This is a genomic window from Dyella sedimenti, assembly GCF_022760995.1.
In the GTDB taxonomy this organism is placed as follows: Bacteria; Pseudomonadota; Gammaproteobacteria; order Xanthomonadales; family Rhodanobacteraceae; genus Dyella; species Dyella sedimenti.
In genome coordinates, this window is record NZ_JAKWJO010000008.1 from 111,857 (window position 1) to 136,404 (window position 24,548).

Below are 24,548 nucleotides of genomic sequence, written 5' to 3' on the forward strand. Positions count from 1 at the left end.
GCGGCATAATGCGGCGATTCTCCCCGCGAAGGCACCGTCCGTGAGCAGACCCTGGAACTTCAGCGCAGGCCCCGCCGCGCTGCCGCCACCCGTACTCGAACGCGCCCAGCGCGAGCTGCTGGACTGGCAGGGTTGCGGAGCTTCCGTGATGGAGCTGTCCCACCGCGGCAAGCTGTTCATGGGCCTGGCCCAACAGGCCGAGGCCGACCTGCGCGAGTTGCTGGCGATCCCTGGGAACTACGCCGTGCTGTTCCTGCAGGGCGGCGCCACCCAGCATTTCGCGCAGATCCCGATGAACCTGGCGGGCGAGGGCGACAGCGCCGACTACGTCGTCACCGGCCACTGGGGCGAGAAGGCTGCCAGCGAGGCCAGGCCTTACGTCAAGGTGAACATCGCCGCCAGCAGCAAGGACGAGCACTACCTGCGCCTGCCGCCGCGCGAGACCTGGCAGCTCGACCCGCGCGCGGCCTACGTGCACTACACGCCGAACGAGACCATCCATGGCGTGGAATTCCACGACATCCCGGACGTGGGCGACGTGCCGCTGGTGGCCGACATGTCCTCGGACATCCTGTCCGGCCCGCTCGACGTATCGAAGTTCGGGCTGATCTATGCCGGCGCGCAGAAGAACATCGGTCCCTCGGGCCTGGTAGTGCTGATCGTCCGTCGCGACCTGCTGGAACGCGCGGGTCGTCCGATGGCGCGCATCTTCCGCTATGCCGAGCACGCGGCGAACGATTCCATGCTCAACACGCCCAATACCTGGGGCTGGTACCTGGCGGGATTGACCTTCCAATGGCTGAAGGAGCAGGGCGGCCTGGCCGCCATGCAGGCGCGCAACCAGGCGAAGGCACGGCTGCTCTATGGCGCCATCGATGGCTCCGGCGGGTTCTACCGCAATCCGGTGGCGGTGGCCTCGCGCTCGCGCATGAACGTGCCTTTCACCCTGCACGACAGCGCGCTGGACGCGGATTTCCTCAAGGAATCGGAGGCCGCTGGCCTGCTTGCGCTGAAGGGCCACAAGGCGCTGGGCGGCATGCGCGCCTCGCTCTACAACGCGGTGCCGCTGGAGGCGGTGCAGGCGCTGGTGGCCTTCATGGCGGACTTCGCCAAACGTCACGGATGAAACCGTTGCACGCGATCACGTGGATCGGGGAGTATTCCCGGTTCCCTATTTGGACTTCTTTGCTCCCATAGCCGCATGACATGACCGACAAGAAATCCTCGCTTTCCGATGTGCGCGAGCGCATCGACAGCATCGACCGGCAGATCCAGCAGTTGATTTCCGAGCGCGCCGAATGGGCGCAGGAAGTGGCGCGCGTGAAGGGCGAGGGGCTTTCGGCCATCGACTATTACCGCCCCGAGCGCGAGGCGCACGTGCTGCGCATGGTGGTGGACCGCAACCATGGCCCGCTGTCCGACACGGAGATGGTGCGCCTGTTCCGCGAGATCATGTCCTCCTGCCTGGCGCAGGAAGACCCCCTGAAGGTGGGCTTCCTGGGGCCCGAGGGCACCTTCAGCGAGCAGGCGGTGCGCAAGCATTTCGGCCATGCCGCCTATGGCCTGCCGCTGGGCAGCATCGAGGAAGTGTTCCAGGAGGTCGCCGCCGGCCATGCCGACTTCGGCGTGGTGCCGGTGGAGAATTCCGGCCAGGGCATGATCCAGGTGACCCTGGACATGTTCCTCACCTCCGACGCCACCATCTGCGGCGAAGTCGAGCTGCGCGTGCACCAGTGCCTGCATTCGCTGCATGGGCGGCTGGAGGACATCAAGCGCGTCTACGCGCATGCGCAGTCGCTGCAGCAGTGCAAGACCTGGCTGCGCATCAACCTGCCCAACGTGGAGTGCATCGCGGTGGGCAGCAATGCGGAGGCCGCCCGGCTGGCGCGCCATGCCGACGACGCCGGCGCCATCGCGGGCGAGACGGCCGGCCGCGTGTATGGCCTGACGACCGTGGCGAAGGCCATTGAGGACCGCGCGGACAACACCACCCGCTTCCTGGTGATCGGCCGCTCGCTGTTCCCGCCCTCGGGCAACGACCGTACCTCGCTGCTGATTACGGTGAACGACCAGCCGGGCGCGCTCTACCACGTGCTCAAGCCGTTCGCCGAGCACGGCATCAGCCTCAACCGCATCGAGTCGCGCCCGGCGCACTCGGGCAAGTGGCAGTACGCGTTCTTCATCGACGTGTCCGGCCATGTCAACGACGAGCCGATGCAGGCCGCCATGCGGGAAATAGGGGATGCCGCCGCGCAGCTGCGCGTGCTTGGCTCCTATCCGGTGGCGCTGCCCTGACCTGCACGCGGCCGCCCAGGCGGCCGCCGGAGACTTATCGTGACCCGACTCGATTGGACCAGCCAACCCGGCGGCGCGCTGCATGGCAGCGTGCGCGTGCCGGGCGACAAATCCGTCTCGCACCGTGCGCTGATGCTGGGCGCGCTGGCGGATGGCACTTCGCATATCCACGGTTTTCTCGAGGGCGAGGACACCCGCGCCACCGCCGCGGTGCTGCAGCGGCTCGGCGTACGCATCGAAGCGCCGGCCGAGGGCGAGCGCGTGGTGCACGGCGTGGGCCTGCATGGCCTGCGCGGCACCGCGCAACCGCTCGATTGTGGCAACGCCGGCACCGGCATGCGCCTGCTGGCCGGCCTGTTGGCCGGGCAGGCCTTCGACAGCACCCTGGTCGGCGACGAATCGCTGTCGCGCCGTCCGATGCGCCGCGTCACCGAGCCGCTGGCGCGGATGGGCGCAAGGATCGATACCCAGGATGGCCTGCCGCCATTGCGTGTGCATGGCGGCCAGCCGTTGCGCGGCATCTCCTACACCTTGCCGGTGGCCAGCGCCCAGGTAAAGTCCGCCTTGCTGCTGGCCGGCCTGTATGCGCGGGGCGAGACCGAGGTGATCGAGCCGCACCCCACCCGTGACTATACCGAGCGCATGCTGGCCGCCTTCGGCTGGCCGATCACGTTCGAACCCGGCCGTGCGCGCCTCAGTGGCGGCCACGCCCTGCACGCCACGGAGGTCGACGTACCGGCGGATTTTTCCTCGGCCGCGTTCTTCCTTGTCGCCGCCAGCATCGTGCCGGGCTCGACGCTGCGCCTGCCGTCGGTGGGGCTCAATCCCCGCCGTACCGGCCTGCTGAAGGCCCTGCGCCTGATGGGGGCCGACATCCGCGTCGAGAACGAGCGCAGCAGCGGCGGCGAGCCGGTGGGCGACCTGGTAGTGCGCCACGCGCCGCTGCATGGCATCGAGTTGCCCGAGGCGCTGGTGCCGGACATGATCGACGAGTTCCCGGCGCTGTTCGTTGCGGCGTCCGTTGCCCAGGGGCGCACCGTGGTGCGCGGCGCGGCGGAATTGCGGGTCAAGGAGTCGGACCGCATCGCCACCATGGCGGCCGGGCTGCGCGCGCTCGGCGTGGCCATCGGGGAGACGCCGGACGGCGCCGCCATCGAGGGCGGCGTCATCGGCGGCGGGGCGACCGACAGCCATGGCGACCATCGCATCGCGATGAGCTTCGCGGTGGCCGGGCTGGTCGCCACCGGGCCGGTGCGCATCGACGATTGCGCCAACGTGGCGACTTCGTTCCCCGGTTTCACGGCGTTGGCCAACGGCTGCGGTTTCCGGCTCGCTTGAAATCGCGAATCCGTGGGAGCGCACCCTGTGCGCGACCGCAGCGCCAGGACGCGAGCTACGCTTCGCCGGTTTGTCACGCACAGGGTGCGCTCCTACAAAAAGCCGTTTGCGGTTAGGCTTGGCGCCTCGCTTCGAGGTTGCCATGCCCATCGATACGCCGCCCTTCATCGTCGCCATTCCCGCCCGCTACGGCTCCACGCGCCTGTCGGCCAAGCCCCTGCGCAAGATCGGCGGCGTGCCGATGGTGGTGCGCGTGGCCCAGCGCGCCTTACTGGCCGGGGCGGCGCAGGTGGTGGTGGCGGTGGATGACACGCGCATCGCCGAGGCGCTGGCCGGGCAGGGTGTGGAGGTGTGCATGACGCGCAGCGACCACGCCTCCGGCAGCGATCGCCTGGCCGAATGCGCGCTGCACTATGGTTGGGACGACGACGCCATCGTGGTGAATCTGCAGGGCGACGAACCGTTCGCGCCCGCCGCCGGCATCCGCGAGGTGGCCTGCGCGCTGCGCGATGACGACGCCCCCGTCGCCACCCTGGCCACGCCGATCACCGAGGCGCACGAGTTGTTCGATCCCAACGTGGTGAAGCTGGTACGCACCATTCAGGGACGCGCGCTCTACTTCAGCCGCGCGCCGTTGCCATGGGCGCGCGACGCCTTCGCTGTCCGGCGCGACACGCTGCCGGACGGTATGCCTTTCCTCCGGCACATCGGCATCTATGCCTATCGCGCGGGTTTCCTGAAGCGCTATACGGCGTTGTCGCGCACGCCGCTGGAGCAGGCCGAGTCGCTGGAGCAACTGCGCGTGATGGAACACGGCCATGCCATCGCGGTGCGCCTGACGCCGGAGCCGTTTCCGCCCGGCATCGATACCGAGGCCGACCTGGCGCGTGCCGAGCGCTGGCTGGCGCAAGAAGGCTGACCACTCTCAGCGGCGGCGTCTCACCAGAGCGATGAATGCGCCGCCCAGCAGGATGCCGGTGGCCAGCCCGATGCCCGCACCCCATAGGGCGCCATCGACACCGCCCACGGCACGGCCAATCAGGAAGCCAAGCACGAAAAGTATCGGTAGTGGCAGGCAGCCCATGCATACTCCTTTGCCGCCATGGTCGCAGCGGTGTGCATTGAGCCGCAACGCCTGTCTTGCGCTTGTGGATGGGCGTACCCGCCCATATGACCAAGCCTGGCCTTTCAGTCTCAGTCCCCAGGATCCTTTCGATGGCTTCCGCTGACCGACCCACATCCATACTGTTCGTCTGCCTGGGCAATATTTGCCGTTCGCCGCTGGTGGAAGCCGTGGCGCGCCAGCACTGCGCTGCGGCGGGCCTGGATGTGGCGCTGGCGTCCTGTGGCACGGGCCACTGGCATGTGGGCAAGGGGGCGGATGCGCGCATGGTGAAGGCGGCCGCCGCGGCGGGCTACGACTTGTCTTCGCATCGGGCGCGCCAGGTCCATGCGGGCGACTTCGATCGTTTCGACCAGGTGCTGGCGATGGACGAGGACAACCTTGACGCGCTGCTTACGATGCGGCGTGGACGCGGCGCGCCGGTCGAGCTGTTCCTGTCCTGGGCGGGCGTCGATGCGCCCCATGCGTTTCCCGACCCCTACCATGGCGACGCCGACGGTTTCCGCCGGTCCGTGGCCTTGGCCGAGCGGGCGGTAGAGGGCCTGGTGGCGCGCCTGCGCGGCGGCTGGAACGGCTAGAATCCCGCGATGCAGTCCACTATGCCGCAAGCCTTCGACGGCAAGGCCTTCGTCAAGACCCTCACCACCTCGCCCGGCGTCTACCGTTATTTCGACGAAGACGGCGACCTGCTGTACGTGGGCAAGGCCGGCAACCTGAAGAAGCGCGTCGGCAGCTATTTCCTCAAGCCGCGCATGGAGCCGCGCATCGCGGCGATGGTGTCGCAGATCGCGCGCGCCGAGATCACGGTGACGCGCACCGAGGGCGAGGCGCTGCTGCTGGAATCGCAGCTGATCAAGTCGCTCAAGCCGCGCTACAACATCCTGCTGCGCGACGACAAGAGCTATCCGTACATCTACCTGTCCGGAGGCGAGGATTACCCGCGGTTGGCCTTCCATCGCGGCGCACGCAACCTGCCGGGCCGCTATTTCGGGCCGTACCCGAGCGCGTTTGCGGTGCGCGAGAGCCTCAACCTGATGCAGAAGCTGTTCAAGGTGCGCCAGTGCGAGGACAGCTATTTCAGGAACCGCTCGCGTCCCTGCCTGCAACACCAGATCGGCCGTTGCACCGCCCCGTGCGTGAAGCTGGTCACGGTGGACGACTATCGCAACGACGTGCGGCACGCCGAGATGTTCCTCGAAGGCCGCAGCCGCGCGGTGATCGATGAACTGGCCGAACAGATGGAGCAGGCCAGCAAGGCGCTGGAGTTCGAGCGCGCGGCCGCCTTTCGCGACCAGGTGGCGGCGCTGCGCAAGCTGCAGGCTGAGCACCACGTGCAGGGTGCCAGCGCCGACATGGACGTGCTGGCCTGCCGTATCGAGGCGGCCATGGCGTGCGTGAGCGTGCTGTTCTTCCGCAACGGCATCAGCCTGGGCACGCGCGACTTCTTCCCGCGCCTGCCGTTGGACGCGGAACCGGCGGACGTGCTGGAGCAGTTCATCGCGCAGTACTATCTGGATCGCCCTGTGCCGCGCGAACTGATCCTGGGCGAGACCTTGCCGGACCAGCGGATCCTGGGCGAGATGCTGAGCCAGCAGTCCGGCCATGCGGTGGAGCTGAAGTCCAGCGTGCGCGGCGAACGCGCGCGATTCCTGCAGATGGCCGAGCGCAATGCGCAGGCCTCGCTCACCGCCCGGCTGGCCAGTCGGCAGACCCTGGGCGCGCGCTTCGACGACCTGCAGAAATTGCTGGCACTGGAGGAGCCGCCGCGCCGCATCGAGTGCTTCGACATCAGCCATACGCAGGGCGAGCTGACCGTGGCCTCCTGTGTGGTATTCGGTCCGGAAGGAGCGGAGAAGTCGCACTACCGGCGCTTCAATATCAGCGGCATCACGCCGGGCGACGACTATGCCGCCATGCACCAGGCGCTGGTGCGCCGCTTCCGCAAGGTGGCGGAGGGCGAGGGCGCCCGTCCCGACGTGTTGCTGATCGATGGCGGCGGCGGCCAGGTGGCGCAGGCGCTGGACGTGCTCAAGGAACTGGGCGTCACCGGCATCCACGTGGTGGGCGTGGCCAAGGGACCGGGCCGCCGGGCCGGCGAGGAAACCCTGGTGCTGGCCGATTCGGGGCGGGAACTGCATCCCGGCCCGTCCTCGCCGGCGCTGCACCTGGTGGCGGCCGTGCGCGACGAGGCGCACCGCTTCGCCATCAGCGGCCATCGCAAGCGTCGCGAGAAGGCGCGCGAACGCAGTGTGCTGGAGGACGTGCCTGGCATCGGCGCGCGCCGCCGCACGGCCCTGCTCAGGGCTTTCGGCGGACTGGCGGGCGTGGAGGCCGCCGGCGTGGAAGAATTGACCCAGGTGAAAGGCATTGATCGCGGCCTGGCCGAACGCATTTATGCTGTGCTCCATGGCTAGGCCGATGGCTGGTCCTGTCCCGTCGTTCCGGGTATCGCACCCTTTTCGGGCTGCGCGGGAATGACGGGCGCCGGAACGACATGGCAAGACGCCGCCCGCTGAAGGCATCAACCGGAAAGGATCCATGCACATCAACCTGCCCACCTGGCTCACCCTGTTCCGCGTGCTGTTGTTGCCGGTGATGGTGGTGGTGTTCTACTGGCAATTCCCGGGACACAACATCACGGCAGCCATCGTGTTCCTGCTGGCCGCGATCACCGACTGGCTGGATGGCTACCTCGCCCGCCGCCTCAACATGACCTCCGCCTTCGGCGCCTTCCTCGACCCGGTGGCGGACAAGCTGATGGTCGCGGTAACGCTGTTCCTGCTGGTGGAATCGCATCGCGGTGGCTGGCCGGGCATCGTGATGGCGGTGACCGCGGCGATCATCGTGGGGCGCGAGATCAGCGTCTCGGCGCTGCGCGAATGGATGGCCGAGATTGGCATGCGCGCCACGGTCAAGGTGGCCTTCATCGGCAAGCTCAAGACGGCGATGCAGATGGTGGCGCTGGTGGTGCTGATCGTGCAGCACGAGAAAAGCGCCGAGGCACTGCGCCTGTACCACATCGGCGAGGCGCTGCTGGTCATCGCCGGCATCCTCACCATCTGGTCGGGCCTGTACTACCTGCGCGCCGCCTGGCCCAGCCTGAAGGGTGACGGCGCGGGACGCATTCCTCCCCGCGACGAAGGCTGAACCGGCTTATGACAGGTGCTTGACGGCCGGCGTTTAGCCATTAAAATGCGCGACTCCGATGCGGGAATAGCTCAGTTGGTAGAGCACGACCTTGCCAAGGTCGGGGTCGCGAGTTCGAGTCTCGTTTCCCGCTCCAAATTTTGATCCACAGACTTCTACTGGGGTCTGTAGGTCATTGAAAAAAGGAGCTTCGGCTCCTTTTTTCATTCCAGCGAGTGCCACGGAAATCCACCCACAGCTACCGTTTTTGAGTGACCAAATAAGGCACAAGAATACGGGTGGGTCGGCTACCGGATAGTTGCTGGGGCTGAGCGGGGACCATGACGAGCATAGGGCCTAAGTCATTACTTAGGAGTCTCGAAATGGCGCTCTCTGATCTGACCGTCCGGCAGGCGAAGACCACCGGAAAACGCTACACCCTCTCCGACAACGACTGCCTGGGCCTGATGGTCTCAGCCGCAGGCGGCAAGTCATGGCAATTCCGCTACTACTGGCTGGGCAAGCAAAAGCGCCTGTGCCTGGGCGGCTATCCTGCTCTCAGCCTGCGCGAGGCCCGGATCGAGCGAGACAAGGCCCAGGCCCTGCTCGCCAGGGGGATCGATCCTCAGGTCGAGCGCGACCAGAAACGGCACGCGGCCAAGCTGGCGGGCGAATACACCTTCAAGACCGTCTTCGATGCCTGGGTCGAGCATCGCCGCAAGGAACTCAAGGAAGGCCGTCAAAGCACGCTGTCGCAGATCCTGCGCATCTTCAACAAGGACGTGTTGCCCACCCTGGGAAGAATGTCGATCTACGACATTCGCCGCCCCCAACTCCTGGGCGTCTTGGCGGCGATCGAGAAACGCAAGGCGTTCACCACCGCCGAGAAGGTCCGCACCTGGTTCAACCAGTTGTTCCGCTATGCCCTGGTCATTGCCGAGGGGTTGGAAGTCAACCCGGCCGCCGACCTGGACGTGGTGGCAGAGCCCAAGCCCCCCGTAGCCCACAATCCCTACCTGCACCTGCCCGAGATGCCCGAGTTCCTCCAGAAGCTCCGGCTCTACAACCCCCGTGGCTGGCAGACCCAGCTTGGCGTCCGGCTGCTGTTCCTGACCGGGGTGCGCACCGGCGAACTGCGATTGGCCGAACCCGAACAGTTCGACCTCGACAGGGGCTTGTGGATCATCCCACCGCAGATCGTCAAGCAGCTCCAGGATGAAATGCGCAAGGCAGGGAAGCGGCCGCAGGATGTGCCCCCCTATATCGTGCCGCTATCCCTGCAGGCCATCGAGATCGTGCGCTATCTCCTGGGGGTGATGCGGCCGGCGCAGAAGTACTTGCTGTCACACCGCAGCGAACTCAAGAAGCGCATCAGCGAGAACACCCTCAACAAGGCCGTGCAGCTCATGGGCTATGAGGGGCGCCTGACCGGCCACGGCATCCGCGGCACTATCTCGACGGCGCTCAACGAGATTGGCTACCCGAAGATTTGGGTGGACGCGCAGCTTTCCCATTCCGACCCCAACAAGGTGAGTTCGTCCTACAACCACGCCAAGTACGTTGAGCCGCGCCGTCGGATGATGCAGGACTGGGCCGATCGGCTCGACCTGCTCGAACAGGGCGAAGTGGAAGCCGCGAGCGCGCATCTGACCATCCGTATCGACGGGGTGCCGGCGATGGCAGAAGTGGAGGAAGCGGTGGATGCGACCCTCGCGATGGCCGAGCCCACTCCTCCCGGCGTCCCGCCCGTCGTGGCCACGCCTATTGTCGTAACCCCGAGCAACGGCGGCATCACGTTCCAGCGGCTGTCTCAGGTACCGCCGCCTCCGACGCATGCCCCAGAGCCGGAAGTGTCCGCGATCCAGCGCGAGCGCGAGGAAATGCTGACCATCTACGAGTCTCCAAGCAGCTTGCCGGTCCCGCTGTTCGGCAAGCTGGCCGGAAAGTCCAAGGACCAGATCAACCGCGAACTGAAAGCGGGCAAGTTGCTGTCCATCAGTTTGGGCAATCGGGGGCAGCGTGTTCCCGATTGGCAACTGGTGCCGCTCAAGCACAAGCTGGCCCAGGTGCTCATGAACCAGTGCCCGCACGCGGATTCGTGGGATCTGTACCGCATGCTGACCCAGCCGCACCCTGACCTGGGGGACCGCGCGGCCATTGATGCGGTCACGCCGACCAACGTGCCGGCGATCATCCAGGTCATCATGGGCGACTACCAGCACTATGCGGATATGCCCGAGGCCATTGCCCCGTACCCCATCCCCGAGGATGTGCGGCAAAGCGTTCGTCGGCTGGTGGATAGCGCAGTAGTTCTAGACGGAGCATAGGGCTCTCAAACCTTGCAGGGGCCTTGCGGCCCCTGCATTACGCTTGCACCGCCTCCACGAGTTCGCTCAGCGTGCGCGGTGCGGGAGCGAAGAACACGGCGCCGGTGTGCGCCGTCGAGAAATCGAGCAGGCGGTCGTGCATGCCTGGCGGATCGCCGAGGAACATGCGCTCCAGCATCTTCTGCGTCACCCACAGATGCCTGGAGTAGCCGATGAAGTAGGTGCCATATTCGCCCTGGCCGGGGCGGCCGAAGGGCATGTTGTCGCGCAGGATGTCGTGCTCGGTGCCGTCGTCGTCCACGATCGTGGCGAGGGTCTTGTGCGATTTCTGGCCGCTCGTCGCGTCGGGCAATTCGACATTGCTGACGATCTCCCGGCCGATGATCCGCTCTTGCTCGTCCTTGGCGAGCCGAGCCCACGGCTGCATTTGGTGCAGATACTTCTGCACCACCAAGTAGCTGCCGCCGGCGAACGCCTGATCTTCACTGCCGACCAGCGTCGAGGCGCCGATGTCGTGCCCGGTCGGGTTGGCCGTGCCATCGACAAAGCCAAGCAGGTCGCGGGAGTCGAAGTAGCGAAAACCGACCACCTCGTCGGCCACCGTCACGCTGCTGCCCAGTTGGTCCAGCAGCAGGCGCTCGAATTCAAAACAGAGGTCCTCGCGTTCGGCACGGATGTGAAAGAACAGGTCGCCGGGCGTGGCAGGCGCGGTGTGCTTGGCACCCTCGATGGGCACGAAGGGCCGTAGTTCCTTCGGGCGCTTCCCGGTCTGGAAACGGTCCCATAGCGCCGATCCCAGTGCAGTGATGCACGACAGCCGGCCGTTGAGATCGCGGAAGCCCACCGTTTTGATCAGGTCGTCCAGCCCGTCCAAGACGCCGGCGACCGCCTGAAGGGCCTCGTGGCCCTCGGCGACTGTCAACGTGAGAAACACCGCCGCGCGCGACAGCGGCGCATCGATGCTTTGCGAGTCAATTGGTACTCGATCCCAACCACTTCCAACCATTCGTGCCTCCAAAGACCATGTTAATTCATCATATTGCCAGAGATGGAAGCGCTATCACTGGCGCGCTAACAGGCGCGTGCCGCTGCAATTACCCGCACGCAGCCTCGGCGAGAGCGGGCTATGGGGTATTCGAGCAAGCCGCCCTGTCCCTGGCAACCAACATTGCCCTGTGCTCGAACCGCTCAGAAACAACATTGGCTCGTCCGTGGGGCCGCTGCAGATATGTCACGATCTCGTAGGGGCCGTCTGAAAGCGGTCGCATAGTGATCCCCCACGCATGGGCACGCTCAATGCGCGATTGCGCGGAGAGCCCCACTCCGTAGCCAGCGGTCACCCAAAGCGCCATCATCTCGAACGAAGTCACGTGCTGAATGCTCTGCTGGCTCAACGGAAGAAAGGACAGTCGCTGATCCAGCAGTAGGCAAGCCTCCGCCGGCCAGCGAAACACCGGATAGTCCAGAAGCTCGGCAAGCGTGATCTTCGCCTGGGCAACTAAGGGGGACCCCAGCGGCACTGCAACAGCCACGTTCTCCACCCAGAGCGGTTGGCTTTTCACGGCCGGAGCACCAGCGTTCCGAAGCGTCATTCCAGCGTCGTAGCGGCCTTCCTCAAGGCCCGTCAACAGATCATCGGCTGAGGTCTCAAAGAACGTGATGGTGACTTCTGGTTCCTCCGCGCGCTGTAGGGCAAGAAGCGTTGTGAGGCAAGAGGATGGCACTCCGGGCGCGATAGCAAGCCTGAAATGGGAAAACTGGCTGGTGGCGTCATGCATGAGGGCCCCCAATAAGCGATCTGTCCAGAAAGGCAAACCAGCGTTGCAGGAAAGAGTGAAGTTTAACGTCGTTATCTTTAACGTGGTTAATTGTGGCAGATTGTTTGACGCTTCTGCTAATGCAGAAATCAACAATTCAGCCAGGCCGTCCTTCTGGCACATCGACGTATGAATCCGAGTCGGCGTTAGCCTTCGGACAGGCCGTGCGCGCTGCGCGCGTCGCTCAAGGAGTCGCGCAAGACGAGTTCGCATCTCGGGCAAGCATTTCGCGTTCTCACATGGGTAAGATCGAGCGTGGTGAGCACGTGCCCACGCTTCCGCTCATACTGAAAATTTCTACGGCACTTGGAATAAGCGCGGCTGACCTGATGACGGCGACCGAACGCAATCTGCGTGCCGACACTGATCCCTGAGTGTCTAGCCTGCCAGGCTCCGTCAACCGTCCGAAGAGTCGCGAAGGCGAACGATAAATCGCTCCACCGAAGCCGATAAATTGCCGCCGTCGGGCCGAAGCAGGTAGGTGGTGATCACGGCAGAATCCATCGCCAAGGGGCGGATCACCACATCCGGCCGTTGGGAGATGGGAATCTTGGTCGCCGTCATGAAGCCGATGCCGTAGCCGGCGCCGACCAACGTGAGCATCATGTCCAGCGAGGACACTTCCTCGACAACATTCAGCTTGTGCTCCAACGTGTTGAGCAGCCGCTTGAGTTCGCGGCAATAGCCCTCGCATACCTGCGGGTCGCACAGGACAAGTGGATGGCCTTGAAGTTCTTGAAGTGGCACCTCCTTGTAGGTGAGCAATGAGTGACGAGCTGGCACCGCAATCACCAGCGGGTCGTGCCAGATTGGTTCGGCAGCGATACCGTCGCCGACATCGCCCGTGTGCGCGAACCCGATCATGAAGTCGCCCGAACGCAAGCCACGCACTTGCTCTGCCAGAGGCACTTCTGACAAGCGTATTTCGATCTCCGGCTCCTCGGCGCGGCAACGAGCCAGAAATGCCGACAGCCGTGGATCGATAGCCCCATCTGATACAGCGATGCGCAGGCTACCGCGCAAGCCCGATGCCACAGCCTTGGCATTTTCACGAGCCTGTTCCAGCACTGTGAATAGACGGCGAACATCTTGCAAGAAGACCGCGCCCGCCGCCGTTAGAACTGTTCCTCGTCGGTTTCGGTCGAAGAGCACTACGCCCAACTCGTCCTCAAGTTCCTTGATGGCTCGTGATAGCGGTGGTTGTTCGATATGCAGGCGCTCAGCCGCCCGCGTGAAATGTAGCTCCTCAGCAAGAACTACGAAGCAGCGAAGATGGCGCAGCTCCATAGGCCACCCTCCCGTTCCGACTTATCCAACACTGTGCTATCTCCCTATAGAAGTGACTGCCATTCTGGCGGCGGCGAGTTCGGCCACATCATTGGAAACTTCTGGCTGAATGAGCCAGGGCTGGGTTGACCGTGCGATGGCCCGAGGCAGGCACAACACCAGGCGAGCCTGTCAAGTCCGTGGGGTGATAAGGATCAGACGAAGGCTATCTCCAGCCACGCACGTCAATGGATGCCGTGCATCGTCCCCGTCTGACCCTTGGCCGATTGCGAACCAAGCGCTTGAACACGCTTGCGGTTGATCATCACCTGCGGATTGCTGAGGCTCTGCTCCTGGTCCGAGCCAAGGCAAGTACCCTGGGGCAGACGGCAAATGCCGGCGAAAATATTCGCCGGCTCCAGTTGCTGCCCGGAGACTGGCGGGACCAGAATGCCTCTCACCAGAAAGTGTGAGACATCCTGATGCTTAGCCCGCGCCGGATGCTTAATGCCGCACTGAACCATGCGGGTCGATGACGTACTTGTATGCAGAACCCGCGTCGAACTCTTTGTACGCGGCGGGCGCGTCTTCGAGCTTGATGAACTTAGTGTTCATCATCGGCGAAAGGTAAGGCATGCGATCGTTCAGTATCGCCCGCATTAACGCGTGGTTGTAGTTGGCCGTCGGAGATTGACCAGCCGACATTCGCGGCGACTTGATCCAGGCGTTGGACCATTCCAGATCCATATGGCCTTTCTTGGCTTTCGGGTCTTTCGAGATCGGGTTTGCGCAGTACACACCGACCGTACTGGTCATTCCGCCGAAGCGGACATATTTGAGCATTGCGTTGGTAACAGCGCTCTCCACGATCTTGTCAGCCTCCGCGCCAAACCCGCGGCAGTCCACACCAACATAGTCGATGACGCGATCCACCTCCCTGTGCCCGGTAATGCGTTCGAGATGCTCCTCGATCGGCACGCCGTCGGAAAGGTTGATGGTTTCCACGCCGTGTGGCTTGAGAAGGTCCAGCCGCTCTTGAATGTAATCGGCAACGATGATGGCGCCTGCACCCAGAAGTCTGGCGCAGGCGGCACCCGCTCTGCCGACCGGCCCGGCACCGAAGATCAGGATGTTTTCGCCGACGACGTAGGCCGGCGCGGCTGGCCAGTCTGGGCCAGCGAACCCATGGAAAGCTGTGGGTAATACGTCAGAGAGAAGGGTCAGGTCGCGGATTTTTTCCATGGCGGCATCCTTGTCAGGGAAGCGAAGGAGATTGAAATCCGCATACGGTACGAAGAGATAATCACCTTGCCCCCCCGTCCAGCCACCGAGGTTGAACCCGTAGGCTCCGCAGTCGATTTCGGGGTTGGTGTTCTCGCATACATCGGAGCGCATATGCTTGCAGTTGTAGCAACGCCCACACCCCACATTGAAGGGAACGGAAACGATGTCGCCCTTCTTCACGACTTCGACGTCTGATCCCACTTCGATCACTTCGCCGGTCATTTCATGGCCCATGGTCATTCCCTTGGGAACAGCAAACGAACCGCGATAAATGTGAAGGTCGCTGCCACAGATATTTGTGGTAACTATTTTGAGGATAGCGCCATGGGGTGCGCTTTTCCCTTGAGGGGTTATCAGCTCTGGAAATTTGAAGGTGTTGACCTTCATTTCCAAGGGCTTCTCGAAAGTCACGATTCGGTTACCGGTCGGAGTCATTTCGTCACCTCTGTGCGTTAATGTTTCCATCTTCTAAATCGAAGTGGGAAACGAAATTTACCGCTGTCAAGAAGAACGATCGTGGTATTGCCTAGCCGTTGGTCGCGTCTCCTTCTGCGGTCTTGACAGCATCGGATCAAGCTCAGAAGTGGTCAAACTGGAATAATCTATGTGCAGATAGGCACGATCTATCTACGCGGGATCGTCGAGCCGTGCTCGTCTCCTAGCCGGGAGAGGGCAACGATCATCGCTACATCGCGCCTCCTAGCTTGATCTAGGAACAGTCAGCTCGACCCAGCGAGACATGAGGAGGCCGCATGCAGCAGGTACTCCTGCCCCCCGAGTTGCCCCTGGACCTAGTGGCCTTCGATGGGTTGCTCAGCACGTGGCGCCTGTTAGCGGCGCACACGGCATGCCTGCAATCTTCGCCTGGTTGAAGCAATACAGAGTTGCTCTTCAAGACTCGCTATTTCAGGGGGCTTTGAGATGAGTCTGCTTTGGGCTGGAACCGACGATGGATCGATATAACGGATTGAAGAGTGGCGGCGAGTTCGGGGGTGTGCACCATTTCGAGCAATGCACGCGATGACGGTGCCTCGAACGCATTTTTCCCAGCAACGAATCCGACATTTGAGTGCGACATTGGTCCATTGATTGCGATTGCGTGGAGATTTGGAATGTGCGCGAGTTGGCCGGCGAGAGATTGCGGAAGAACTGCCGAATATTTTCCTGTCGCCACGTGTGCCGATAGCACGTCAATTCAATCAGTGCGAATAGTCTGCGCGGTACATTGCATCAGCCTATCTTGAATGGGTTCAGGTACTGCCGAGTTCAGCACGCAGAGTTGTCTATTGAGAACATGGTCCCACGTTGTGCTTCGGGGTTGCTGTGTTCTCGCGGCGTGAAAAAGGAAAATGCGTTCACGGTACAGAAGGTGAGTATCGAAGTCTTCCCCTGGGATATCCTCCAAATGCATGAGTGCGATATCCAAATTGTTTTCTCGAATCGCCTGTAGCAGGGAAGAAGCGCCGGAAACCAGAACTGATTGTTGAAGTAAGGGTGTTTTTTCAGCAAGGGCGATGCTTAATGTGGGCGCTACACCGGCAGTTCCTGGGAGTATCCCTAGCCGGAATTGCCCCTCTATACCTCGCCGTAGTGCGGAGAGTTCTCGCTCCAGCCCTTTGCAGACGTCATACATCTGCTGAGCCCAAGACAGTACGCGCATCCCTTCAGAAGTGAGGCCGTCATAGCGTCGGCCATGACGCACGATCTCGACACCCATGTCTTCCTCCAATTGCTTAATGCCCGCGGAGAGTGTCGGCTGAGAAACATTGCAGCTTTTGGCCGCGTTGCCAAAATGGCCTTCACGGTGCAAAGCAAGCAAGTATTCAAAGTTTCTTACGATCATATATTTTCTTCTGATAAAGTTGATTGGATTTTATACTTTCACGAAAAACCCTGCGCACGCTTCGATCCGCGTCCAACCTTGGGCACGTAGCTGGCACGCATGAAAGGCTGCCGCGCGCAGTGTCCATACAGTAGGTTCGACTCGTCATCGACGGTCAGCACCACAACGCACGGGACAGCCAATAGCGCGAACACAGGTGCTTTGCGCTGTGGGCGAGTCGTCCTCATGTAGCTTAGCAGTTGGCGCGTTCTGGAAGGGAGTAAGCGTGAGTGGTGAGGCACGCAACCGCAAAAGGCGGTGCTAAGCTCTTGAGCTGTTCGGGTCGTGGCCGTTGAAGCGGCGAGAGAATGGAGCCTGCCATGGCCGTTGTGGCGCAGCTAGTACACCATGCCCCCAGCGTTTCCTTAGCTGCGATTGACGGGCATGCCTGGCGGTAGCTCAATAACAGCCATTTATGGATGAAGGAACGAGGGGAATAAGGCAGATGAAGATATTCACGATTGGATTCACTAAGACCTCCGCGCGGTCCTTCTTCACCAAGTTAAGTGCTTCTGGTGCCAAGCGCCTTGTCGATGTTCGCCTGAATAATGTTTCGCAATTGGCCGGATTCGCTAAACGCGAGGATCTTCGATATTTTTCCGAGGCGTTGTGTGGGATGGAATATGAACATCTACCAGCACTTGCTCCAACCAAAGACATGTTCGAGGAATATAAAATAAAAGGGGGAGATTGGGATATCTACGCCAGTAAATTTCTGGATTTAATGTCGTCCCGAAAGATTGAGTCAATCGATAAAGAAAAGATTGATAACAGTTGCCTGCTTTGCAGCGAAGACAAGCCCCATCACTGCCATCGGAGGCTAGTGGCCGAGTACCTTGCAGGCAAATGGCCGAATGTTGAGATCGTGCATCTTTAGAGGGGCGACGTAGCTCCGCGCCCCCAGCACCTCGTCTTGAGGGCTGAGAGCGACAAAGGCACGTATCGACGGGAGCCAGCGCCACACATTTGGCCTACAGAGCAAGCTCGCCCGTCACAGCTCGATGTCGGTGCTCAACAAGGCAAGTGCTTCAGGTGCATTGGAGACGGGCCGCTGGCTGGCGTCGTGGTGCTTGGCCGATATGTACTGGGAAGCCCGCCCATGTGTTGGGCTATCATGTTGGCGACGCCTACGCCCAGGTGGGGCGCGGCAGGATCGCCGTCATTTACACCCCAGTTTGGTACTGCTATAGGTCTTCTGAAATAGCCGATACATCAGGACAAATTGAAGTAGCTCAATTAGGAGATATCTAATGTCAACCGGTATGTTTATTCTGCACTCCAACTATACGCCGGCGGGGGACCAGCCAGAGGCGATAGCGCGCCTGCTGTCGGACATAGAAGAAGGTGCGACGCACCAGACGCTGAAAGGTATCACCGGCTCAGGTAAGACCTTCACCATGGCCAATGTGATTCATCGTCTGAAGCGGCCTACGTTGATCTTGGCTCCTAACAAGACGTTGACCGCGCAGCTTTATGGTGAAATGAAGCACTTCTTTCCTGAGAACGCGGTCGAGTACTTCGTTTCCTACTACGATTATTTTCAGCCCGAAATCTATATGCCGGGCACCGATCGTTTCATTCCAAAGGACTCGGCCATCAATGACCACCTTGAGCGCCTGCGTCTGTCCACGACCAAATCCTTGATTGAACGTCGTGACGTGATCGTCGTCGCTTCGGTGTCCTCAATCTACGGCCTGGGTGATCCAGATGCGTACCGAGCGCTACAGATCGCTCTGTCCCCTGGGGTCAAACTAAACCAGAGAGAGCTAATTCGTCGCTTGGCTTTGCTGCAATATGATCGCACTGAGCGCACCCTCAAGCGCGCAACGTTCCGCGTCCAAGGCGATGTGATTGATATTTTCCCCGCTGATTCCGAGCACAGGGCGGTTCGGGTGGAGCTGTTGGATGACACTGTTGCGTCTGTCCAATGGATGGACCCTGTTACCGGCAAGACGTTGGGAGAGATAGACCATTATTTGGTTTCGCCAAAAACGCTTTTTGCCCCGCCCACGAATAAAATAGATTCCGCATCCAAAAAGATACTCGCTGATATGGAAGAGCGGGTTGACGAGCTGAACAGGAATAATCGCTTGGTCGAGGCAAACAGGCTGTACGAGCGGATCACGCATGACGTGGAAATGATGCGCGAGGTCGGCTATTGCTCGGGGATGGAGAATTACTCCTGCTATTTCAGCGACCGAGACGCAGCTTCTCCTCCGATCACGTTGCTGGATTATTTGCCGAAAGACGGGCTGCTGTTCGTCGATGAATCCCATGTCATGGTGCCACAGATATCCGCAATGTACCGGGGGGATCAGGCGCGCAAGGACACGCTGATCGATTACGGGTTCCGTTTGCCTTCATCGAAGAACAACCGGCCATTGAACTTTGACGAGTTCGAGAAGGTTAAGCCTCAGACCGTCTTTGTTTCCGCTACTCCGGGCGAATACGAGCTGAGGGTGTCGAAAGGCAGGGTTGTCGAACAGGTCATCAGGCCAACGGGACTGCTTGACCCCAAGGTTGAAGTGCGGAAAGCGGACGGATACATAGATGACCTGCTTGCCGAAATATCGAAGTGCGTGAAGAGAAAGAATCGAGTGCTTGTGACTACGCTGACGAAGGTCAGTGCAGAAGAGCTAACGGATTTCTTGACGGACAACGGGATTCGAGCGCGCTACATGCATTCGGACATAAAAGCGGAGGATCGTGTTGAGATCATCAATGGCCTGCGCGCAGGAGAGTTCGATGTTTTGATTGGGATTAGTCTTTTGCGCGAAGGGCTGGATATTCCAGAGGCATCATTGGTTGCCATTCTCGATGCAGACCGTGCAGGATTCTTGCGTTCGGCCCATGCGCTCATTCAGATGATCGGTCGAGTCGCTCGGAATGAGAACGGTAAGGCGATCTTGTACGCCGACGCGGTGACGCCGGCGATGAAACAGGCGATCGATGAGACCAATAGGCGCAGGCAGCTTCAAATTGCCTTTAACGAGGAAAATGGGATTTCTCCAGCCTCGTCTGTGCGAAAACTAGCAGGAGAAGAGACGAATACGGAGGAGCCCACCGTTCATTCCGAGGCTTTCTGCGAGAACTTGTCCGACCTTTGCGATCAGATCACTGCCAAGGAACAGCAGCTACTCGAATTTACCGATACCGGTGACGAGCAGCGCGTCGAAGACATTCGTCGTCAGTTGGATGGGTTGTACCGGCAATTCATTTACATCTAATCGTTCGCCGGCATTGGGTTGCATGGCCGACCGATCTGCATTTGGGGCAAGCGGGCAGACGGTCGGCTCATCATTCCACCGGAGGGGGTGAGCCGCCGAGGCTCAGTGCCCCGCTTTCCAAGGCGTGTGCCCTACAGCCTCTTGCGACGTGTCAGCGCAAAGCTGGCAACGATCCAACGGCGACTAGCATTTCATCAAATACCGCTCGAACCCTTCCCGGAATGGGGCCACGCTGAGGCCGATAGACGTACAACCCCCACGCCGGAGGTTCTTCGTTCTCCAGCACTCGCACGAGCTTCCCGCTGGCAATGTAGGGGGCGGCCATGTAGTCCGCCAGTTGCGCGAACGCGATCCCGGCCAGCGCCGCTCCCATTTCCATGTCGGCATTGTCGGCGACGAGAGTGGGTGCGGTAGGTGTCCACTGGCGTCCCGCCTTGAAGTGCCAAGGCCAGGGACGGCCGGTATTGATATCCAAGGCCACGGTAACTGGCAGGCTGCTTAGCGCATCGATGTTTTCAGGTACGCCCACTTTCTTGATCAGGCGCGGGGCGGCAACGATGGGGAGCCTCATGTCGGCCGCCTTGCGTGCGACGAAGCGGCTATCGCGCATGAATCCGACCCTGATCCCGACGTCAATCCCTTCGTCAACCGTATTGCTGATGCGATCGGACAGGCGCACATCCAGCGTGATGCCGGGATGACGCGCAGCCACGCGCTCCAGTGCCGGCAGCACCGCTCTGGTGCCCAAGCTGTGCGGTGCGGTGATGCGAACCGTACCGGAGAGGGATGCCTGCTGGTCGGAGCCAGGCGTTCGCCACAGATCCTCGAACCGCTCCAATGCCGGGCGCACCTGGTCCAACAGCCCTTCGCCGAAGGCGGTGATGCGCACCTGGCGCGTGCTTCGATGAAACAACACCTCGCCGTAGTGTTGCTCCAGTTGCTGGACGGCGCGGGTGACGCCTTGCGGGGAAGTTCCCAGCCGGACGGCCGCATCGCGGAAGCTGCTGCTTTCGGCCGCCACCCGGAAGATGCGCAGCAGTTCCATTTCCTTGTTCATGACGCACGCCTCATGGCCGGTTTCGCTGCTCGTTAATTGTTCCAGAATTTGGAATTATAAAATCGCAACAATTCCATATACAAGGGAGGCGCGGTTGCCCAGACTGGCAACACCCCGGAATGCTCCGCTCCAAACAACACAACAAGGAACGCGAATGAACGCTGCGACTCTCATCACTGCCTACTACGACGCCTTCAACCGCGGCGACCGCGAGGCCATGCTGTCCATGTTGACCGATGACGTCGCGCACGACTTGAACCAGGGCGCTCGTGAGGTCGGTCGCGAAGCCTTCCGCGCCTTCCTGCAGCGCATGGACCGCTGCTATGGCGAGCAACTGCGCGGGATCGTGGTGATGGTCAGCGCCGACGGCCTGCGCGCAGGCGCGGAGTACGTGGTGCACGGCGAATACAAGGTGACGGACGACGGGCTGCCGGAAGCTCAGGGCCAGCGCTACGTGCTGCCGGGCGGCGCGTTCTTCGAGATCCGCGATGGCAAGATCGCTCGTGTCACCAACTACTACAACCTCGGCGACTGGATCGCACAGGTCGGAGGGGACGCCTGAAATGACCAGCAACGCGCAGGTGCTGGTTCGTCGTGGGCCGGACATTGCCGAATGGTTCGACACCGTGGCACATCTGCGGGCGAAGGTCTTCCGCAGCTTTCCATACCTGTACGAGGGCGACATCGAATACGAGAAGCACTACCTTTCCATGTACGCCCGTTCGGCAGACAGCCTGCTGGTACTCGCGCTCGCTGATGATGTGGTCGTGGGTGCGTCCACGGGGTTGCCGCTCGGCGATGCGGAGCCGGCCTTCCATGTGCCGTTCGCCGATCGAGGAATCCCGGTGGAGGCAGTGTTTTACTGTGGCGAATCAGTCCTGCTCCCGGCCTTCCGGGGCCTTGGCCTGGGCCATCGCTTCTTTGACGAGCGCGAAGCGCATGCCCGTTCGTTGGGCGGCATGCAGTGGGCATCGTTCGCGTCGGTGGATCGTGCAGACGACGATCTCCGGCGTCCTTCCAACTACCGCAGTAATGACCCCTTCTGGACCCGTCGCGGCTACGTGCGGCAGTCGGACATGAAGGTTACGCTGCCCTGGAAGCAGGTGGGTGAGCCGAGCGAAACCGAGCAGACGCTCACGATGTGGCTGCACTCCCTGGAGAACGCGAAATGAAAGTAGCAGTTGCGAAATACTCAGTGGGTCAGCCCGCGGGCTTCGAGGCATTTGCTGCGCGGCAGCGGCTGGTTCTGGAGGAGGCGCGCCGTGGCGGGGCGGAACTGGCCGTGTTGCCCGAGTATCTATCCCTCGAACTGGCTGCAACGTTCGAGCCTGGCATCCGCCATGATTTCAACGCCTCTCTGGCCGCGCTGCAGGCCTTGCAGCCTGCGTGGCTGGCACTGTATGCCGACCTGTCGCGCGAGTTGTGCATGACCATTCAGGCCGGTACGTTTTTGACCCAGGTTGGATTGGACCGCTACCGCAACCGGGCTTGGTGGTTTGCGCCTGACGGCACACGCGACTACCAAGACAAATTGCAGTTGACGGGGTTCGAGAAAGACGCCGGCGTCATCGAGGGTGGCGACGAACTGAAGGTGTTCGATTTGAAAGGCGTGCGTGCCGGCATCGCTGTTTGCTATGACAGTGAGTTTCCATTGCCCGTGCGAGCCCAGCGAGAGGCGGGAGTGCGCCTGCTGCTGGTCCCGAGCTGTACCGACACCCAAGCAGGTGCAACCCGGGTCCGTGTGGGCTGCATGGCGCGGGCACTGGAGAACCGAATGTTCATCGCGCAGGCCGTGACGACCGGAGCTGCTGACTGGAGCCCGGCGCTGGACACGAATACTGGCGAGGCCACGATCTATGCACCCATGGATCGCGGATTCCCGGAGGATGGCATTCTCGCGACGACTTGCGGCACGCAGACATGGGCGATTGCTGATCTGGACGTTGAAGCCCTCGAACGAAACCAGGAACAGGCCCAGGTTGCGGTCGATCGTGACTGGGACGGCCAGATGTTGCCTGCACTGAGGAAGGCTCGGTACTCGGGTCGTCAGGTCGCCTAGCCGGTCTCATCTTGATAGCTTCAGCTCGATGAGTTGGCTTAGATAGGCCATATCTATCTGCGCATAGATTTTTCCAGTTTGACCGGTTTTGAACTTGCCCCGATGCTGTCGATACATGCAAGAAATATTCATTGATTTGAATGTTTTGCGCTTCTTGGGAACAAATCTGTACTAGCCTGTAATAGTGCTCGAAGAGCACAGAATTTGTGGCGAAGTTCGGCCGCATATACTATGGTGGAGTATTGTATAATGCGGCGGTGTACCCAAGTAGAGAGGTGTTCGATGCCACACAGCCCGGAAGAAAAGAAGCAAGCCCTGACGCGCATCCGGCGCATCAAAGGTCAGGTAGCGACTCTTGAGCAAGCGCTCGATGCAGGTGCGGAATGCCCTGCAATTCTTCAGCAGCTTGCGGCCGTTCGTGGGGCAGTCAACGGATTGATGGCAACCGTTCTGGAGAGCTATCTGCGGGAAGAGTTTCCCAGTAGCGAAATCAGGAGCGATTCGCAGAACAAGTCCATTGACGAGACCATCTCTATCGTCCGCTCCTATCTGCGGTAGAGGCACCAGGGTGCCCTCGGTGAGGGCAAATTTAGTTAGCTAGTAAAGGAAGCGACATCATGAAATCACGTGCAGCAGTTGCCTTCGGGCCAGGAAAGCCGCTGGAAATCGTCGAGATCGACGTCGAGCCGCCGCGCAAGGGCGAGGTGCTCATCAAGATCACGAACACCGGCGTTTGCCATACCGACGCCTTCACCCTGTCGGGCGACGACCCCGAAGGTCTCTTCCCGGTCGTGCTGGGTCATGAAGGTGCGGGTATCGTCGTGGAGGTGGGTGAAGGTGTGACCAGCGTGAAGCCTGGCGATCACGTCATTCCCCTCTATACCGCCGAGTGCGGCGAGTGCCTGTTCTGCAAGTCCGGCAAGACCAACCTGTGTGTCGCGGTGCGCGCCACCCAGGGCAAGGGCGTGATGCCCGATGGCACCACCCGCTTCAGCTACAACGGCCAGCCGATCTACCACTACATGGGCTGCTCGACCTTCAGCGAATACACGGTGGTGGCCGAAGTCTCGCTGGCCAAGATCAACCCGGACGCCAATCCCGAGCATGTCTGCCTGCTGGGTTGCGGTGTGACCACCGGCATCGGCGCTGTTCACAACACGGCCAAGGTTCAGCCGGGTGACTCTGTGGCCATCTTCGGCCTCGGCGGCATCGGGCTCGCTGCGATTCAGGGGGCACGCCAGGCCAAGGCAGGTCGCATCATCGCCATCGACACCAATCCAGCGAAGTTCGAGCTGGCTCGTACCTTCGGCGCGACCGAATGCCTCAACCCGAAGGACTTCGACAAGCCGATTCACGAGGTTCTCATCGAGATGACCGGTTGGGGTGTCGATCACACCTTCGAGTGCATCGGCAACGTCAACGTGATGCGCTCGGCACTAGAAGCAGCACATCGTGGCTGGGGCCAGTCGATCGTCATCGGCGTCGCCGGTGCCGGCAAGGAAATTTCGACGCGCCCGTTCCAGTTGATCACCGGTCGCACCTGGAAGGGCTCGGCTTTCGGCGGGGTCAAGGGCCGCACTCAACTTCCCGGCATGGTGGAGGACGCAATGAAAGGCGAGATCGATCTCGCCCCGTTCGTCACCCACACCATGGGCCTCGACGACATCAACAAGGCCTTCGACCTGATGCATGAAGGCAAGTCGATTCGCACGGTGATCCACTACTGACCGCCCACTACCCATTCAAC

The 24,548-nt window shown here is 61.5% G+C and carries 23 protein-coding genes and 1 tRNA gene; 17 read left to right on the forward strand and 7 right to left on the reverse strand.

Going from position 1 to position 24,548, the window contains the following annotated elements; all coding sequences use genetic code 11:
• Positions 1 to 40: 40 nt before the first annotated feature.
• The 4 genes from serC (at position 41) to kdsB (ending at position 4,552) form a co-directional block, all read left to right on the forward strand.
• Positions 41 to 1,126, forward strand: a complete 1,086-nt coding sequence (gene serC, locus MJ605_RS15990) for a 3-phosphoserine/phosphohydroxythreonine transaminase (protein WP_243042541.1) — start codon at positions 41 to 43, stop codon at positions 1,124 to 1,126.
• Between the two features lie 80 nt (positions 1,127 to 1,206).
• The gene (pheA, locus tag MJ605_RS15995; RefSeq protein ID WP_243042542.1) at positions 1,207 to 2,295 is read left to right on the forward strand and encodes a prephenate dehydratase; all 1,089 of its coding nucleotides are present in this window, start codon (positions 1,207 to 1,209) and stop codon (positions 2,293 to 2,295) included.
• Between the two features lie 36 nt (positions 2,296 to 2,331).
• Entirely contained in the window at positions 2,332 to 3,633 is a 1,302-nt protein-coding gene (gene aroA, locus MJ605_RS16000) for a 3-phosphoshikimate 1-carboxyvinyltransferase (protein WP_243042559.1), read from the forward strand.
• 142 nt (positions 3,634 to 3,775) lie between these two features.
• A complete protein-coding gene (gene kdsB / locus MJ605_RS16005) occupies positions 3,776 to 4,552 on the forward strand; it encodes a 3-deoxy-manno-octulosonate cytidylyltransferase (RefSeq protein ID WP_243042543.1) in 777 nt (258 codons plus the stop codon).
• 6 nt (positions 4,553 to 4,558) lie between these two features.
• Here kdsB and MJ605_RS16010 read toward each other — a convergent pair whose 3' ends face one another.
• Positions 4,559 to 4,717, reverse strand: a complete 159-nt coding sequence (locus MJ605_RS16010) for a hypothetical protein (protein WP_243042544.1) — start codon at positions 4,715 to 4,717, stop codon at positions 4,559 to 4,561.
• Between the two features lie 131 nt (positions 4,718 to 4,848).
• Between MJ605_RS16010 and MJ605_RS16015 the strand changes: the two genes are divergently transcribed.
• The 5 genes from MJ605_RS16015 to MJ605_RS16035 all read left to right on the forward strand — a co-directional run bounded on the left by MJ605_RS16015 (position 4,849) and on the right by MJ605_RS16035 (position 10,209).
• On the forward strand, positions 4,849 to 5,334 hold the full coding sequence (locus MJ605_RS16015) for a low molecular weight protein-tyrosine-phosphatase (protein WP_243042545.1): 486 nt from the start codon (positions 4,849 to 4,851) through the stop codon (positions 5,332 to 5,334).
• 9 nt (positions 5,335 to 5,343) lie between these two features.
• On the forward strand, positions 5,344 to 7,170 hold the full coding sequence (gene uvrC / locus MJ605_RS16020) for an excinuclease ABC subunit UvrC (protein WP_243042546.1): 1,827 nt from the start codon (positions 5,344 to 5,346) through the stop codon (positions 7,168 to 7,170).
• 124 nt (positions 7,171 to 7,294) lie between these two features.
• Positions 7,295 to 7,903 (forward strand): CDP-diacylglycerol--glycerol-3-phosphate 3-phosphatidyltransferase, encoded by a 609-nt coding sequence (pgsA, locus tag MJ605_RS16025; RefSeq protein ID WP_243042547.1) that lies wholly within the window; start codon positions 7,295 to 7,297, stop codon positions 7,901 to 7,903.
• Positions 7,904 to 7,963: 60 nt separating this feature from the next.
• Positions 7,964 to 8,039 (forward strand) — tRNA-Gly (locus MJ605_RS16030).
• Positions 8,040 to 8,265: 226 nt separating this feature from the next.
• A complete protein-coding gene (locus tag MJ605_RS16035) occupies positions 8,266 to 10,209 on the forward strand; it encodes a tyrosine-type recombinase/integrase (RefSeq protein WP_009876631.1) in 1,944 nt (647 codons plus the stop codon).
• A gap of 37 nt (positions 10,210 to 10,246) precedes the next feature.
• Here the strand turns inward: MJ605_RS16035 and MJ605_RS16040 are convergent, their stop codons facing one another.
• A complete protein-coding gene (locus tag MJ605_RS16040) occupies positions 10,247 to 11,215 on the reverse strand; it encodes a Dyp-type peroxidase (RefSeq protein WP_020924940.1) in 969 nt (322 codons plus the stop codon).
• A 118-nt stretch (positions 11,216 to 11,333) separates the two neighbouring features.
• Entirely contained in the window at positions 11,334 to 12,149 is an 816-nt protein-coding gene (locus MJ605_RS16045) for a substrate-binding domain-containing protein (protein ID WP_017514781.1), read from the reverse strand.
• Here MJ605_RS16045 and MJ605_RS16050 point away from each other — a divergent pair.
• Complete coding sequence (locus tag MJ605_RS16050; RefSeq protein WP_009459591.1) at positions 12,107 to 12,400, forward strand: helix-turn-helix domain-containing protein; 294 nt, start codon at positions 12,107 to 12,109, stop codon at positions 12,398 to 12,400. The two genes, MJ605_RS16045 and MJ605_RS16050, sit on opposite strands and share 43 nt — an antisense overlap.
• A 22-nt stretch (positions 12,401 to 12,422) precedes the next feature.
• Here MJ605_RS16050 and MJ605_RS16055 read toward each other — a convergent pair whose 3' ends face one another.
• The 3 genes from MJ605_RS16055 to MJ605_RS16065 all read right to left on the reverse strand — a co-directional run bounded on the left by MJ605_RS16055 (position 12,423) and on the right by MJ605_RS16065 (position 16,419).
• A complete protein-coding gene (locus MJ605_RS16055; RefSeq protein ID WP_023103878.1) occupies positions 12,423 to 13,313 on the reverse strand; it encodes a LysR family transcriptional regulator in 891 nt (296 codons plus the stop codon).
• A 483-nt stretch (positions 13,314 to 13,796) separates the two neighbouring features.
• On the reverse strand, positions 13,797 to 15,011 hold the full coding sequence (locus MJ605_RS16060; RefSeq protein ID WP_023093406.1) for a glutathione-independent formaldehyde dehydrogenase: 1,215 nt from the start codon (positions 15,009 to 15,011) through the stop codon (positions 13,797 to 13,799).
• 760 nt (positions 15,012 to 15,771) lie between these two features.
• Positions 15,772 to 16,419, reverse strand: coding sequence for a LysR family transcriptional regulator (locus tag MJ605_RS16065; protein ID WP_243042548.1), 648 nt, complete (start codon positions 16,417 to 16,419; stop codon positions 15,772 to 15,774).
• 484 nt (positions 16,420 to 16,903) lie between these two features.
• On the opposite strand from MJ605_RS16065, the gene MJ605_RS16070 reads away from it, so the two are divergent.
• Positions 16,904 to 17,335 (forward strand): DUF488 domain-containing protein, encoded by a 432-nt coding sequence (locus tag MJ605_RS16070; protein WP_023835768.1) that lies wholly within the window; start codon positions 16,904 to 16,906, stop codon positions 17,333 to 17,335.
• A 373-nt stretch (positions 17,336 to 17,708) separates the two neighbouring features.
• Positions 17,709 to 19,685 (forward strand): excinuclease ABC subunit UvrB, encoded by a 1,977-nt coding sequence (gene uvrB / locus MJ605_RS16075; protein ID WP_023657200.1) that lies wholly within the window; start codon positions 17,709 to 17,711, stop codon positions 19,683 to 19,685.
• A 151-nt stretch (positions 19,686 to 19,836) separates the two neighbouring features.
• Here uvrB and MJ605_RS16080 read toward each other — a convergent pair whose 3' ends face one another.
• On the reverse strand, positions 19,837 to 20,742 hold the full coding sequence (locus tag MJ605_RS16080; protein ID WP_023657201.1) for a LysR family transcriptional regulator: 906 nt from the start codon (positions 20,740 to 20,742) through the stop codon (positions 19,837 to 19,839).
• Between the two features lie 154 nt (positions 20,743 to 20,896).
• On the opposite strand from MJ605_RS16080, the gene MJ605_RS16085 reads away from it, so the two are divergent.
• The 5 genes from MJ605_RS16085 (at position 20,897) to MJ605_RS16105 (ending at position 24,528) form a co-directional block, all read left to right on the forward strand.
• Positions 20,897 to 21,304 carry a ketosteroid isomerase-related protein gene (locus MJ605_RS16085; protein ID WP_017514126.1) on the forward strand — a complete coding sequence of 136 codons (408 nt, stop codon included), beginning with the start codon at positions 20,897 to 20,899 and terminating at the stop codon, positions 21,302 to 21,304.
• A 1-nt stretch (position 21,305) separates the two neighbouring features.
• Entirely contained in the window at positions 21,306 to 21,914 is a 609-nt protein-coding gene (locus tag MJ605_RS16090; protein WP_043860152.1) for an N-acetyltransferase, read from the forward strand.
• Positions 21,911 to 22,801, forward strand: coding sequence for a carbon-nitrogen hydrolase family protein (locus MJ605_RS16095; RefSeq protein WP_007182547.1), 891 nt, complete (start codon positions 21,911 to 21,913; stop codon positions 22,799 to 22,801). The genes MJ605_RS16090 and MJ605_RS16095 overlap by 4 nt, the downstream gene beginning before the upstream one ends.
• A gap of 282 nt (positions 22,802 to 23,083) precedes the next feature.
• The gene (gene frmR / locus MJ605_RS16100; RefSeq protein WP_007182548.1) at positions 23,084 to 23,359 is read left to right on the forward strand and encodes a formaldehyde-responsive transcriptional repressor FrmR; all 276 of its coding nucleotides are present in this window, start codon (positions 23,084 to 23,086) and stop codon (positions 23,357 to 23,359) included.
• Between the two features lie 59 nt (positions 23,360 to 23,418).
• Positions 23,419 to 24,528 (forward strand): S-(hydroxymethyl)glutathione dehydrogenase/class III alcohol dehydrogenase, encoded by a 1,110-nt coding sequence (locus MJ605_RS16105; protein ID WP_007182549.1) that lies wholly within the window; start codon positions 23,419 to 23,421, stop codon positions 24,526 to 24,528.
• The last annotated feature ends 20 nt before the right edge of the window (positions 24,529 to 24,548 follow it).

Coding starts and splice junctions, on each gene's coding strand:
- MJ605_RS16045 (WP_017514781.1), bottom strand. CDS start 12,149: ATGTGCCAGAAGGACGGCCTGGCTGAATTGTTGATTTCTGCATTAGCA.
- kdsB (WP_243042543.1), top strand. CDS start 3,776: ATGCCCATCGATACGCCGCCCTTCATCGTCGCCATTCCCGCCCGCTAC.
- MJ605_RS16015 (WP_243042545.1), top strand. CDS start 4,849: ATGGCTTCCGCTGACCGACCCACATCCATACTGTTCGTCTGCCTGGGC.
- frmR (WP_007182548.1), top strand. CDS start 23,084: ATGCCACACAGCCCGGAAGAAAAGAAGCAAGCCCTGACGCGCATCCGG.
- MJ605_RS16060 (WP_023093406.1), bottom strand. CDS start 15,011: ATGACTCCGACCGGTAACCGAATCGTGACTTTCGAGAAGCCCTTGGAA.
- MJ605_RS16085 (WP_017514126.1), top strand. CDS start 20,897: ATGAACGCTGCGACTCTCATCACTGCCTACTACGACGCCTTCAACCGC.
- MJ605_RS16095 (WP_007182547.1), top strand. CDS start 21,911: ATGAAAGTAGCAGTTGCGAAATACTCAGTGGGTCAGCCCGCGGGCTTC.
- MJ605_RS16040 (WP_020924940.1), bottom strand. CDS start 11,215: ATGGTTGGAAGTGGTTGGGATCGAGTACCAATTGACTCGCAAAGCATC.
- MJ605_RS16090 (WP_043860152.1), top strand. CDS start 21,306: ATGACCAGCAACGCGCAGGTGCTGGTTCGTCGTGGGCCGGACATTGCC.
- uvrB (WP_023657200.1), top strand. CDS start 17,709: ATGTCAACCGGTATGTTTATTCTGCACTCCAACTATACGCCGGCGGGG.
- MJ605_RS16010 (WP_243042544.1), bottom strand. CDS start 4,717: ATGGGCTGCCTGCCACTACCGATACTTTTCGTGCTTGGCTTCCTGATT.
- MJ605_RS16105 (WP_007182549.1), top strand. CDS start 23,419: ATGAAATCACGTGCAGCAGTTGCCTTCGGGCCAGGAAAGCCGCTGGAA.
- uvrC (WP_243042546.1), top strand. CDS start 5,344: ATGCAGTCCACTATGCCGCAAGCCTTCGACGGCAAGGCCTTCGTCAAG.
- pheA (WP_243042542.1), top strand. CDS start 1,207: ATGACCGACAAGAAATCCTCGCTTTCCGATGTGCGCGAGCGCATCGAC.
- MJ605_RS16035 (WP_009876631.1), top strand. CDS start 8,266: ATGGCGCTCTCTGATCTGACCGTCCGGCAGGCGAAGACCACCGGAAAA.
- MJ605_RS16070 (WP_023835768.1), top strand. CDS start 16,904: ATGAAGATATTCACGATTGGATTCACTAAGACCTCCGCGCGGTCCTTC.
- pgsA (WP_243042547.1), top strand. CDS start 7,295: ATGCACATCAACCTGCCCACCTGGCTCACCCTGTTCCGCGTGCTGTTG.
- MJ605_RS16055 (WP_023103878.1), bottom strand. CDS start 13,313: ATGGAGCTGCGCCATCTTCGCTGCTTCGTAGTTCTTGCTGAGGAGCTA.
- MJ605_RS16065 (WP_243042548.1), bottom strand. CDS start 16,419: ATGATCGTAAGAAACTTTGAATACTTGCTTGCTTTGCACCGTGAAGGC.
- MJ605_RS16050 (WP_009459591.1), top strand. CDS start 12,107: ATGCAGAAATCAACAATTCAGCCAGGCCGTCCTTCTGGCACATCGACG.
- MJ605_RS16080 (WP_023657201.1), bottom strand. CDS start 20,742: ATGAACAAGGAAATGGAACTGCTGCGCATCTTCCGGGTGGCGGCCGAA.